The 13,305-nt window shown below is 57.3% G+C and carries 8 protein-coding genes; 4 read left to right on the plus strand and 4 right to left on the minus strand.

Going from position 1 to position 13,305, the window contains the following annotated elements; translation table 11 throughout:
* Nucleotides 1-79: 79 nt before the first annotated feature.
* A complete protein-coding gene (locus RFM68_RS12800) occupies nucleotides 80-3,742 on the minus strand; it encodes an SIR2 family NAD-dependent protein deacylase (protein ID WP_320233336.1) in 3,663 nt (1,220 codons plus the stop codon).
* Between the two features lie 200 nt (nucleotides 3,743-3,942).
* Between RFM68_RS12800 and RFM68_RS12805 the strand changes: the two genes are divergently transcribed.
* Complete coding sequence (locus tag RFM68_RS12805; RefSeq protein ID WP_320233337.1) at nucleotides 3,943-5,277, plus strand: hypothetical protein; 1,335 nt, start codon at nucleotides 3,943-3,945, stop codon at nucleotides 5,275-5,277.
* Between the two features lie 57 nt (nucleotides 5,278-5,334).
* Here the strand turns inward: RFM68_RS12805 and RFM68_RS12810 are convergent, their stop codons facing one another.
* Nucleotides 5,335-7,203, minus strand: a complete 1,869-nt coding sequence (locus tag RFM68_RS12810) for a UvrD-helicase domain-containing protein (protein WP_320233338.1) — start codon at nucleotides 7,201-7,203, stop codon at nucleotides 5,335-5,337.
* Between the two features lie 228 nt (nucleotides 7,204-7,431).
* Here RFM68_RS12810 and RFM68_RS12815 point away from each other — a divergent pair, with 228 nt between their 5' ends.
* On the plus strand, nucleotides 7,432-9,732 hold the full coding sequence (locus RFM68_RS12815) for a hypothetical protein (protein ID WP_320233339.1): 2,301 nt from the start codon (nucleotides 7,432-7,434) through the stop codon (nucleotides 9,730-9,732).
* A gap of 419 nt (nucleotides 9,733-10,151) precedes the next feature.
* Complete coding sequence (locus tag RFM68_RS12820; RefSeq protein WP_320233340.1) at nucleotides 10,152-10,490, plus strand: transposase; 339 nt, start codon at nucleotides 10,152-10,154, stop codon at nucleotides 10,488-10,490.
* Here RFM68_RS12820 and RFM68_RS12825 read toward each other — a convergent pair.
* Nucleotides 10,468-11,037 carry a hypothetical protein gene (locus tag RFM68_RS12825; protein WP_320233341.1) on the minus strand — a complete coding sequence of 190 codons (570 nt, stop codon included), beginning with the start codon at nucleotides 11,035-11,037 and terminating at the stop codon, nucleotides 10,468-10,470. The two genes, RFM68_RS12820 and RFM68_RS12825, sit on opposite strands and share 23 nt — an antisense overlap.
* A 718-nt stretch (nucleotides 11,038-11,755) precedes the next feature.
* Between RFM68_RS12825 and RFM68_RS12830 the strand changes: the two genes are divergently transcribed.
* On the plus strand, nucleotides 11,756-12,193 hold the full coding sequence (locus RFM68_RS12830; protein WP_320233342.1) for a hypothetical protein: 438 nt from the start codon (nucleotides 11,756-11,758) through the stop codon (nucleotides 12,191-12,193).
* Between the two features lie 195 nt (nucleotides 12,194-12,388).
* Here the strand turns inward: RFM68_RS12830 and RFM68_RS12835 are convergent, their stop codons facing one another.
* A complete protein-coding gene (locus RFM68_RS12835) occupies nucleotides 12,389-13,246 on the minus strand; it encodes an SDR family oxidoreductase (RefSeq protein WP_320233343.1) in 858 nt (285 codons plus the stop codon).
* Between the last annotated feature and the right edge of the window lie 59 nt (nucleotides 13,247-13,305).

The following is a 13,305-nucleotide window of genomic DNA, read 5'->3' on the forward strand; positions in this document are numbered from 1 at the left end:
GCGTCGAATGGGCTCTCCAACCTAGCTGGGTGCTTGAAGCCATTCGAAATGTTGTCTGAGACCTAGTCCTGTCCGACACCTACGATGCTGATCGACGGCCGCGGCGCGTATCGGGTAGCGGGTCGCTCTCAATCGCTTCCGCCCAGGCTGCGCGCATGGCAGGGTCGCCACGGTTGTTGTGGTCCATCGCGCTGACTAGCGCGGCGCTGAAGTATCTCGCGAGGAACGGATCGGAGTGCAGATGCTCTACCGGGCTAGTCATTTCGGTTTCATCGAGGATCAGTCTGAGGCCGGTGCTCAATGCGTCGTCAATTTCAGCAGGTATTCGCGCGGGGTCCTTGCGCATCGAAGATGCCAAAAACCGAAGGGCCAACGTCAAGGACGAAGGCGTTCGCACAGCTACTACCTGTGCGATCTCGCGCCAAACCACTACTTCGAAGGCAGGCACACAGGCTTTTGACCGGTAAATCTGATCAAGCAAGCTCCCGAGAATCAGGACGTCGGTTTCATCGCGACTTGCTATCAACGTCCGAAGCCCCTTCGTCGCCGCAGTCACAGTCACAACGCCGAGGTCTAGGAGCAAGGGGTAGGCAGGTTCGATGCGAAGTGGATATCGATTGAGCCTCGCTAGCGCTCTTAATTTGTCGGTGGCCATGGGACTCGATCGTGCACGAATCGCAAGGTTTATTACGATCCGCGCGCATTCTTGTGCCAAATTTCGGCCATTGCCGCTGAACAGGTTTGGCATCGCCGGCGCGGCAGCGTGACTTGCAACATAGACGTGCAGACGCTCGATCAACGCAACGAGTTGAGCCTCGTCAAGCAGAAACTGTTTTTCGCCGAGCAGGTTTGCCAACGCTCCGCTGTCGAAATCTGCATCCGTAAGCTGAGCATCGGTAAGAAACTTGGCGCACAGTCCTCGTTGCGGATCGGCGCGGGCCGGTTTTGGCAATGAAAGGAAGGCCCCGGCGTAGAAGGCAGTTCCGCTAGGCAGGCCGTCCTCAACATGATTTGGATCCCACAACGCAGCGCCAAATACCTGCAAGTCTTTCTTGTTTAGCAGCTTGGCATTGAACAGCCATACCATTCGCGATGCGGCCGCCAGCCGCGTATCGGCCTGACGCAAGGCCGCAGTTGTATCTGAGACGACCTTCCGCCACCTCGGATCGGGTTTCTCGATCTTGACGTCGCCTGGCAGATTTTCCTCCGGATCGCGAACGCCGTGGGCGAAATCGCCGGCATTTTTGGTGATCGGATGTTCGAAGATTGCGAGCAGCATCGCATCGTGCTCGGAGATCTCCGCAGCCTCGAAGCATCGGCTCACAAGCTGGTGCAGCTGACCGCCTAGATCGATATTACGCCGAAATCGCGGATCGGCATGTAGGGCCAGCCCGATTTCCAGAAGCTTTGGCGCGCGATGAGGCGTGCGCAGGACCACGCGCGAAGCGATATCGAGCGCGGACTTGAGGCGGTCCATCCAAAAGCGGGGCTCCGTGTTGCCCGCATCGATCCGCTCCTTTGCCGCAGCGATGAGGCGGAAAACGCGATCGATTAAACGGTTCGCTTCTCCTGCATTGATCCTGGCGATCGTCGCCCGAGAAAAAAGCTTATCGAAATCCCTGTTAGCGGATCCAGGTGAGGCCCGAAGGAAGGCGTCGATCGCCCTCGTTGGTGCCACATCCATCAGCCAGCGCGCGGCGTCGAACACGAGTTGCCGGGCGACCGCTGCATGTCCGATCCGAAGCGGAAGGCCACCCTCTTCCTGGAACCGGAGGGCCTGATAGGCTAGAAGCCGCTCAACGCGCGGATCGAGTGGTCCAAGGTTGAAGGTTCTGTATATCGAGCCGAGATCAAATCGCCGTGTGCTTTCGCGCTCCTGCTTGAGCGGCGGCGCCGGCTGAGCAAGTCTCTCTTGCAAGTCGAAGAAGTCGCTGCGACCCGGGCAGCCGCGCGCTTGCAGTTCCTCCTGGCGCATATCGAACCGATCACGCACCGGTCCGTTCTCACGCCAATCGCCGAGCGCACCGAAAAGGACGGAACTGCGGAACAAAAGGGCGAAACTTTCACGTGACCATGAGGCGATGTCCTTTGCGCCCCGCTGAGTTTGCTCACGGATCGCGTTGAGCGCCTGCACCGATAATTGCGATGCTTCCTCGTCGCGCCCAAGATCTGCGAGCAAAGCCGCCTTGCGCAGCAGCCAGAAGCTGTCCCCCTGGACATTCCACTTGTTGAGCGCGGCCTCAAGTCCGTCGATATCGAAATCCGCGCGGAGGCGCAGGCAGTTGTCATAAGTCAGGCGTTCTAGCCCTTCCGTATCCTCCGCAAGTCTGGGCGCCAGCCAATCCGACCAGCGCTTGTAAAGCACGGCGTCGTTGTCCTCGCGTGCATGGCGCAGGATCGCAAGCGCAAGAGCACGGAATTGCCTTGCCTGCTCGGGTGGCAATTGTTCGTATCGACCAATCAAAGTGTCTAGAAGTTCGGCAATGACATCGTCGACAGTCAACACCAGAGGCACGAGCGCGACCTCTTGTTGCCAGTTGAGCTCGAACAATGCATCGAGCCGCTCATCCTCGCCAAGCTCACGCAGGCCGGGAATGATATCGTGGATCCGCATGATTAGACGTCGCCAGAGCAATTGGCTCGTATCAAAGGGCGGCACAACCCAGCCGGGGTAAACCGCTCGGTTCTGCCGCCACTGCACCACCAGTTCGCGAACCGTTTGGGCGGGCGTGATGCTGTTACCCAACTGGGGCTCTGGCATTGGCGATCTGGGATCGGGAACCGAAGTCACATGCACCAGCGGGGGTATGAAACCTGCAGCCGGCCGCGGCCAGCGTTGTGCACGGTACGGCTCAACCGCACGCAAGGATTCAAGAAACCACTGATGGGCATTTTCCAGCCGGCGGCTTTCCGGCCAATTCTCGAACATCTGGAGCTTTGCCAGATCGATTGGCTGGATGCGGCGGCTTTCAAGCATCTTGCGCTTCGCTGCGCTTAAATCCAGCGCCCCCACCAGGTAGATCAGTGGCGCCTTCGGTCCGAGCCGATCGCGGACCCAGCCCGACCAGAACAGGAAATTGGGATCGTCTCCCGAGAAACCGAGCAACACCAATGTGTTTTCCATCGCGAGTTGCTGCGCGAGATTGACGAACGCCGCGAAACGCGCCGGATAGGTCCGAAAATCCTCTTCCGTAAAGACAAATGGTCGATGGGAGGGCAAACTGCCGTGCAGCTTGATGACCCTCGGTGCCCGCGCCTCCGGTATCTCCTCGACCGTGCGCAAGATGTCATAAACGCGCTCTTCGGCGCTTTCAGCCGCACGTTCAAGCAGCGTGTCCCAGTTGGTCGTCATTATATCGGCCCAAGGGAGCTGGACGAGCATCTTGTGCAGTTTACCCGGCGCGAACTGGCGGTCGGGGACATTTGCCAGTATCAATTTGTCGAGCGTGTTGCGTCCGAATTGTGCCTCGAATTCTTCTGCTACCCGCAGATAGGCGCTGGTTGCGCCGCTCAGTCCTAACAGCCATTCACGGTGGCGGGAGGGTGCCGGGTAAAGCTGGTTTACCATCGTTCTATAGATGTCGTTCCAGCCGGGCATTGTGCCGGCTGAGGCCCGCACCGGAGCGGCGTTGCGGCTGAAACCAGCGCCGACCAGCAAAGCTGCCGACCCCACCGGCTCACGTGCCCAAAGGGCTTCGGCAATTCGCGCGATATGCGATGCGTCCGAAAAAGTACTCGTCATTCTAAGTGCGTTCCCTAGCATAACCACGGTGTGCAGGAATTGACAGCCGCAGGCTTACCTGACTGGCATAGGCTCGAAGCGAAATTCTCGCCACTGATTTGCGTTGACCAACACTGGTCTATCACGTTCGCTCATGAGTGACGTGTTAGAAGTAGAACAACGCCAAGCCCGATCTCTGCTCGTTTTCAAAGAATAGTGTCATGACGTTTGGTACTGATGAACGCTTGAAAAGCTACCTGGACACAAACCAGTTGCAAAGGGAACGGATGTGCACTGCCGTCCTTGCCTTGGACAAGCGGTTTACGAATGTTCGGCCACGCCACCCTCGAGGTGGGCCTGATGGCGGCCGAGATATTGAGGCTATCCTAAATGGAGAACAGAAAGCCTACGGTGCTATCGGGTTCGTCAATCAAGCCAACGATTCGACGGATCACAAGAAGAAAGCCCAGAAAAAGTTCGTGGGGGATTTGGCGAGCGCGATCGCAGCCGATCCTGAAATCAAGGCATTTGTTTTTTTTACGAACGTGAATCTTACCGCTGGCGAAAAGGATGCCTTGATCCAGAAGGTCACAAAAAGCGGACTGGCCCATTGCGAAATCTTCGACCGAGAAAGAATTCGCTTAGTCCTTGATGGCGCAGATGGAATGGCGATCCGGTTTCAGTCGCTCGGCATTTCGATGTCTGAGGCGGAACAGGCAACATTCTTCGCTAGATGGGGCGACGATATCCAGAGTGTGATTGTTGATGGGTTCAGCGAAATTAAGAAATCGCTGAACCGAATGCAATTTTTGCAAGAGATGAATGCTCCTCTTGATCAGTTCCTCGTCCTGTTGGAACTGGACCGCGAGTACAATGGCAAGGAAATCGGCCACTTCCGGTTTTTCGTGAGCATGAGTCTCGCCGAACCACGAGATGGGCTCTTTATGGTGACGTTTGGGACATCGGATCGAGCAGATAGGGCGAGTGCAAAATCAGTGGCCGATGTTGAGGCCATGCCGGCAGGCATCTTGCATGGAATGATGGGCGCCAAGTGGGAGGGGCGCATTCCGGCTGCGGCAGACACGCTGAACGAGGATATTGCCGATGGGGGTGCCGATCATGACGAGGGTACGAATGTCGGCACTTTCACATCAGTCGGGATGGAGAATGTGCGCTTTTTGCGTGCTGAATTTGGGTATGGAGGCGGGAGCTTTCGCTTCGGTCCTTACCTCCGCCTTTCTGACATTGACGACTGCATGATTGCTCTTTTCATGAACGAGGCATTGGCGGAAAAGATCAAAGCCATTCATTTTATAGGCAACCAGTACAAGCTTGCCGAGTATGGCCGAGATGGGTTTCGAATAGACACACATGGCAAATTTGAGCCAAGTCTAATTTTTACCCCCTCTGAGCTTTCTGATGAATGGCGCCGGATCATGCGGAACTTCGGCCCATTCAGCGTCCGATACGCAGAAATGACCCCCATCAGACTCTTCGAGCCGGTCGAAGCCAGCAACTCTCTGCCAGTCCGCCGATCGAGGAAGGCGAACGGTTAGCGGAACGGTCCCGGTCGAACGGGGGACGCAAGCGAACGGGTTCGATGGCCGTCTGCGTTAGCGGCCAAAAAGGCGTGAGAAGAAGCCACGTTTGGACTCCTTTTGATTGGTATGTTGCGATTGCGCTTGCTGGCGATTTTGCTTGGCCGGCTCCGTCCAGTCGACTGGTTGGGCGAATACAGTCTTAGCCGACACCGGAGTGGCCTGCCGCGATGAAGCCCGCTGCGCCTCGGCCCTATCGCCCATAGCAGGAATCTCGATCGCCTCCTTTGCGCGCGTGACCGCGACGTAGAAAAGTCTGAGTTCCGCCGCGTCCTCCCGCTCTCGATCAGCCCCCTCTTTATGCCCCTTTGCTGCACGGGTCTTCAGGAAGTCGTCCATAAGTCGAACGTTCTTCCATTCTCGTCCCTTAGCCTTATGTGTCGTCGAGATGACGATATCGGCCTGATCCTCACCGACGGATTGATTGATAGCCCACAAAAGGCGTCTTTCGCCCTTGCTCTGCACGAGGTTGACGAACATGGTCAGGTGCTCGCCCTCTGCGGTTTTGGCGAAGTCGACCACCGACTCCCAACTATTGAACCCGAAAAAGTCGGCGACGTCTGTTGGACGCCCTTCCTTCAAGTCTCGTACCCCCCATAACAACTCCTTAAGGTCGTTGTTGTCGCCAACGAGATGGGGTTTGCGACCTTCATCAATGCACTCAATCAGCGCAGTCATGACGTTCGCGTTGGTTCTCGCCAGAATGGCGTTAGGCTTGCAAGTCCCGACTCTGCTCGACAAAGCCGGGTTGCCGGTCAGTGGTACGCTTTCGCCGAGTCGCTGCAGGATGCGGGATGCCTCGTGGGCAATCGCATGACCAAACCGAAACGATTGCGTCAAGCTCACGACGGCATCGGTCTCGATCGCCTCCATCGCATTAATTGCGCCACGCCATTCGTAGATCTGCTGATAGCGATCTCCAACGTAGACAAGTTGAGCGTTTTGCCGCTTCAGAACGTCCAGGACCACGGGATTGGTGTCCTGTGCCTCATCAAGAAGAATGTAGTCGGCAGCGATCTGCGGCTTGGACAGCCCCCAGAGCTTCAGAAATCCGTCAAAACCCAGCGGGATTGCGTCCTTTGTATCGCACATGCGCCCCCAGAGATGCTTGGCGTTGCTGCGCGCAAACTCGTTCACCGCGTTCAAGGTTTCATCGCTCGCCGCAAGCAGCGATCCGTGACGCGGTACATGCTCGTCAGAGATTTCCTCGTCGCCGCTTTGGGCAAAACGTCTGACAGTCTGCTGGATCAGATAGGCTTGCGACACCGGCTGCAGGGAGTGGTCACGGTCGACCCGCCATGCCTTCTTGAGTTCAAGTATCTCTGCGAGCTGCTTTGCGCTGACCTTTCCGGCAAACTTGTCCTTGGTTTTCTTGTAATCAGAGTGAAGGGACCTCAGCGCCAAGCTATGAGTTGTCGAGCAATCCACCGTGGAAGGAAATTTCTCGCGGGCATCCCCGACAATAGCCTTGTTGAAAGCAATGTATTGGCCGCGACTGCGGGTTCCGTGGGCAAGGAACTGCAGGGTCGAGGTCTTCCCCGTACCGGCATAGGCATTGATGCGGAGCGATCCGCCGGAGAGGAAGGCGTCGATTGCCTGCTCCTGCTCTCCGGTGGGTTTGCGCTTCCCTTTCGTGACCGGGGCCCGCGTGTGTACAACGCGGGGCTGCTTCTTGGAGGCTTTCGGGGCTTGCTCGAAAAGATCCGCCTGCTTGACATCGAGTGCGGATTTGGCTCGGACCAGTAGCTTTCCCGCCCGAGCGGTACTCCGAACTGCTGCCTCACTCGCGATGGCCTTGATGGCCCTACTGTCTCCGTTCGCCGTGGCCTTTTCCAGCATCGTTTCAAGCTGGTCGATCCTCAACGAAATAAAAGGTCGCTTCATGCCAAATCCCCCCGCTAGAATTCGTCCTGAAATGATATCGAAGTCAAGGTCGAGGCTGTCAGGCGACAATGGGTCTGGAAAGTCGACGGCTTCAGCAACGTAGGAGCAGATCCGGTCTGGTGCCAATAGCAGATCAGGATTAACCAGATCGGTGAAACTTGAGCTTCCGGACTGTCAGAAAGGCGCTAGTTTAGACTTTGCTAATTCTGCTGGTCGGTCACGCATAGGTTGAGCGCCTCGCGTCTGCTCATCAACCGGAATTGCCCGACGGTCCATCACCATTCAGGTGGCATCGGCGGGACTGGAGCCTTTGGTCTGGGATTCTTCTCGATGGCACAAGAACGAAGCCTTGAAGACCGCCTCGGTTTGGTCTCCCCCAAGTTACTGGCGGCCGAGGTCTGGCTACCGACCTTGGTGTTCCTAGACAAGGTCGAATTGTGTCAGGCGCTGCGGCGGGAACTCTCCCAGGTCGGCGACCTTGCTTTGCGAGCCATTGCGGTCGGCAAGGCGCAACAGGCGGTGAACTGGCTTGCGCTCGGATTCTATTGCGATCAGTCGATCGCGAGAGAGGCTTTGGGAGCCTCGGGGACCTTTCGTAGTTCGAAGTATGGCTTCAAGGCCAAGAGCCTGTTGGACGTTTTGACCGCTCTTCAGCAGACAGGCGCGGAGTTGCATTTATCTGAGGATGTTAGCACATATCTCGCATCGGTGAAGGCGCTAGCCCATCTCGCCACTCCGATTCATCACCTGGACCAGACTCTTCGGCAGTTTCTAAGGCGCAATGCCGACACCGCGTTAAAATCAGTCATAGCCAGGGTCGATGCCATATTCATGACTGGTCACCAGGCCGACCATGGAGCAAGCACGGAGGATATCGGCTTCTATTCGAAGGAGGACCTGGCTGAAGGCGCATCCTACATCGTCCATTGCATGGACACCGAAATCGGCATCGAAACTAAGCACTTCAACAAGATGGCCGAATCGAAGATCTCGCGCGGAATTTTTGACAAGCTAATCGTAAAGGCTTGCAAGATCCGCCGGTATTGCGAGGCGGAAATCCTTGTCGATGCGTTCAATTATCAAATTCACACGAGTAAAGGTAAATCTATCGTATCAGCACCAACGCCCGAATTGGAAAAGAGTATACGATTAGGATATATACAAGAAAATCAAGCGCGTAGCCGGATGCAATTTGAAAGAATAAAGACTATTAAAGGAGGCGTAATCTCGGTATTCGATATATCTGATGCGTTCTATGATCGTCTGCATGAAAGTGTCGTCAAACTCATCGATTTTCCTTTTAGCCGTTATACATTTCACCTGCCGGATGTGCCGCCTTTGCGTGCCTTATTTTCGAATGATGCTTTCACGGCTGAGGAAATAGTCTACCTGCGTGACATCGTAAATACGGAACTGGTGACATGGGAAGAGTTGGAGCGTTTTGAGCTCCGCCCTGGCTTGTCGCTTCTCGACGTTGCGAAAGTTTATCGACTCTTCCTGTTTGTCGCCCGCCTTGCGACGAGGCAACTAGAGCCTCTGTTGAGCCATGACCCCGCCATTGCTTATCGCTCGTTGATCCCGGTGTTTAAAGAAGGGGTGTTGAAAGGGCTTTTGGGTTGGTGTCTGAGACCCGAACAAATCGACGATGTGCTAGGCCTTTTATCCTGGAAGCCGGGTAGCGCAGGCGTGTTTGATCTTCAGTATCGGCCGATCATCCGAGGAGAGGACGGCCATCTCCTTGTGCCTATGCATATCGCAGGGATGGCCAACTGGTATCGAAACCTCGTTCATACCGGAAAAATTCGCCTCACTGACTCGGTTGAACAAGAAGCCGCTTCTCGTGCGTTGACGCATGCCCTGCAGCGCCATTGCGAACACGTGCGAGCGGAATATGAGACCGTACTCAACGGTCAACGCATCGAGATTGATGCAGTCTGTCGGTTTGGGGAATATCTATTTCTGTTCGAGTGCAAACATTCACTGCTGCCCTGCAACGTGCACGAATTAAGAACTTCGTTCAAACACGTTCGTACAGGCGCTGGCCAACTCGATCGGATAATCCGTTTGCTCTCGGATCCGAAAATCGAGGCGGAATTCTATCGTCGATTGGGATGGAGCGTTGGTCCTGCGGACGAGATTGTGACCTGTATCGTCTCCTGCAATGGCATGTTCTCCGGCCTTCGGGTCGACGGACACCCTGTGAGAAGATGGGCTGAGTTGTTGAACATGATTGAAAAGGGGGTTGTCAGAACCGTACAGTTGTCGGTGTTTGATGACGGCTCCGGACTAGACGTCCGCACGGAGAATGTCGTTGAGCGGAACCTTTGGAATGCTACTCAGCCTGATCCCAAATTCCTCTATCGATATCTCAAGGAAGATAGCCTCTCTGTGATGCTCTTCGACGCGATGGTCGAACATGAGGAGGCCTACTCAGTCGGGGATTCGGTGCTCTCGTTTCGCAGCTATGCTCTCGATGCGAACGCGGTCACGGATTCTATTGCCGAGCTCTCGGACAACTCCTCGGCGTAGGTTGGAATAAGCCGGTGTGGCCGCATAATGCCCAGCCCAGACCGCGGTAGAAGGGTGCGCGGGCGATCCTGGACGGCTCCGCCTTGTTGGCCACCAGCCGGGATCGTTGTCGCTTGGCTGCATCGGGAGTTGATGCAGGCGATCTGCCTCGCGACGGTGCATGCGTGCCCCCGATGTCGGCGCAGCGATACAAGACTGACAAGTTCGATGCGCTTAGCACTGCCATCTTGATGCGCGTAGGCGGTTCCGCCAAACCTACATCAAAAACGTAGAGCTGCTTCTACACGAAGCTTCTCTTGACCCACCGGTGCAACTCGAAGGACAGGTTTGCTCGACTTGGAGAACGCCAATCCATCATTCGGGGAAGGCGTTTGGCATCCGCTTGAGCTAGAGTCGGTCGCGGTGCGTTCGCGCAGGCTGTGGCTGACGATCCGCTGTCGCTTGGGGCTACGGACGCCATGCCGCTGTCACGCGCGGGGTTGTGGCGATCGTATCGCCAACTGCACGATCTCGTCATAACGATCGTCGCGCGCAGCGAGCCGTGCCGACGATCCATGGCCATCCCGGTGAAGGCGCTGTCGTTCATGATGGCGATCGACGATCCGTCGTTCATCCGCTGCTCTCGCCACGTCCCGACCTACTTGGGGTTGACCTCGCGGCAATGTCAGTCGGGCACCTCGGCCGACGTTCAGGGTCGCTTATCGAAAGCCGGCGACGCTGATTTCGACGCTCGTTCTACGAGGCGGCGTCGGCGCTGATGACGCCTTCAAGGGCTCCGACAAGGTCAAGAACTGGGGCCAGGCGATCGCCAAACGCTCCTGCCACCGCAAGGTCTGTGTCGCTGTGGCGCGCAAGCTGGCGGTGATCATGCACGCCATGTGGTGCGACGGAACGTTCTATGTCGGCGATTCCGCGGCGAACCGAAGCGATGCCGCCCGGCGCGCTCGTATCAACGATCGCAGGCTGTTGGGAGTGCATCGATGGACGGTGCAACGGAAGTTGAACCGCATGGCGTCGGCACGCTGACGGGCGCCATCTGACAAAGGGAATCCGCTCCGGCGGATGAGGACTGATGCAGACCAGGAACGACGGAACGCACGTTATCTTGCCTGCGGCCGCGCCGATCGCGAGACGGCCGGACCGCGCCGGATTGCCTGTGACGATGTTCCGTCGGCTCGATGGAAAGTGCGTCACGAAGGTTCCCGTGCTGCAAATGAGCAGCGCAACAACACCGTCGCCGAGCGCGGAAGAATGCACGGCGCATTGGGACTCGACGCCAGAATACGGAGTCGTGACATCGAGCATAGAATAGTACATTATCGTAGCGTAGAGGAGTAACGACGATAGTGAATAAATCTCGCAGAATACGACCGTTGAAGATGGCAAGATAAAAGCCCACACATTGTGCTCCGGTCTGGCGGTTGTTTTTCAACGAGTTAGGCAATGATTTCGCAATGTGTGAACGTTCACTGCACATTGCCGCATTGGCGATCTCTGAGCGAGATCCATATCTTAATGCAACGTGCGCCGACTTTAGGCCGGTACTTGACGAGGCCGGAGCCGGGAAGGGAAATGGTCAGAGACAGCAGCAAGGCGCTCAACAGAAAAGCCCAGTTCTCGGAGGGACGCGGGTCCCTTCGGTGACCTCTGGTCGGCAGGCGGCTGAGCAGGTGGATCCTCAACGTCAGAATCTCGTCGACTCAGCTTGCGGTGGCTTGCGACGGCGGTGGGCAGGGCTGTGTGGGCGGTCTTCGTTGCAGCCGACATCGCCAGCGCCGGCCGTAGGATGGCGGCCGCGCCGGCTTGTCCGCCCCTACCGCATTGCGGATGCACCGACTTCACGGCCTCGATAGAGACCCCCCGGCCGCCACAAGCCTGCCCCGGTCCAAGCTTCCATCTCGGCTTGCAGGGCGCAGCGCCCCGTCCGAGATGCGGGCGCTGCGCATCGCCCAGCGCAGTGGCTGCCGGCTGACATGGAACCTCCATCCTGACAGGAATGCGGGAACCGGCGTGTTACGGTCTGATGGTGTTACGTCACCGTTCGATAGCCCTCGAAGCAAATGGAGAGTTCGCCACGTCCAGGATCAACCGCCGCGCCTTGCTCTTCCACTCCAGCAGCGTAGCCGTCGCCTCGACGGTTGCGGCAACTGCACTCGGCACAGAGCCGCAGGGCCAAGACCCAGAACCGTCCAACAAATTGCGAACGCTGATTGACGCGCACAAGACGGCATACTCGTCCTTCGGCGAAGCCTTGCATGAAACGGGCGGCGGTATTCGCGACGTCGTCAGGGCCAGCCATAGAGAGGAGAGGGCGCTCCTGGCCATCTGCAGCTATCCTGCGGTTAAGGAAGCGGATCGCCAGGCCAAGGCTCACTATCTTTTAGAGATCGAGGCGCGCGGCGAACTCGACCTGGCAGAGCATATGCAGGCTGTTCTTGGATCGACGATGTGGAAGCGATGATACGACCTGCAGGCGGACGGTCAGCTGCTGAATGCCTGATATGCGCCCGAGTCGGCCATATAGATCATCTCGCCATTTCCCGGAGCAGACATCGTTGGTGAGCGGGTTGGTCCTCAGAAGCGGTCATCAGCGTGCGCGCGCAGTCCAGCGCCGACCAAAACATGCTCCGCAGGCCAAATCGCCTCCCAAGCCGGATTAGCCCCCCAGTGCATCGGCCACCGCGCGTTCCAGTGAGGTAGTGGCTCGGCGGATGAGTCGGCTAAGGGTCTGGCTGTCATCAAATAGCGCCCCCTGCTTCGCGGCTACATCGAAGCCGACGAGCATTTGAGCCACTTCTACCGGAAGGCGGCTTTCGACAAGGGCCTGGAGATAGCTCTCCTCCGACAAGTTCCGGTACGTGACTACCTTGCCGGACTGGCGGGCAACCTCCGCAGCCAAATCTGAAAGAGTATAAGACTGGTCGCCGGCCAACTCATAGGTGATCCCGGACTGATCTTCATCAGACACCATGACCGCAGCGGCGGCCTCTGCATAATCCGTTCGGGTCGCTGTCGTTAGCCGTCCATCGCCGACACATCCGAGAAAGGCACCGTGTTGCAGCGCAATTGGCAGCGCCTCGAGGTAGTTCTCGGTGTACCATCCATTGCGCAGCAACACGTAGGGCGCGCCGCTGGCCTTCAACAAGGCTTCTGTCGCCCGGTGATCTTCCGCAAGGGAGACTGGGGAGGTGTCGGCGTGGAGTATACTGGTGTAGGCGATCAGTTGTACGCCGGCAGCCTTCGCGGCTCGAACGGCGTTCTCGTGCTGCCGAACGCGTTCGGCGGGCTCGCCCGCCGAGATCAACAATAGCTTTTGCGCACCGGCGAAGGCCAACTGCAGGCTTACCGGGTCATTGTAGTCACCTTGCCGAACGGTCACGCCTTGGGCCTTCAGCCCCGCGGCCTTGCTGGGATTGCGAACCAACGCAACGATATCGGCCGCAGCCATCTTTTTGAGGAGAGCGTCGATGACGCGTTGGCCGAGTTGGCCAGTACCGCCTGTAACTGCAATCATTGTGTGAACCTCATTTTGGAATTGTACGGATACGACCGGTGGCACGACCACAAGCCTCT

This window comes from Mesorhizobium montanum (genome assembly GCF_033977145.1).
GTDB classification, from domain to species: Bacteria; Pseudomonadota; Alphaproteobacteria; order Rhizobiales; family Rhizobiaceae; genus Mesorhizobium; species Mesorhizobium montanum.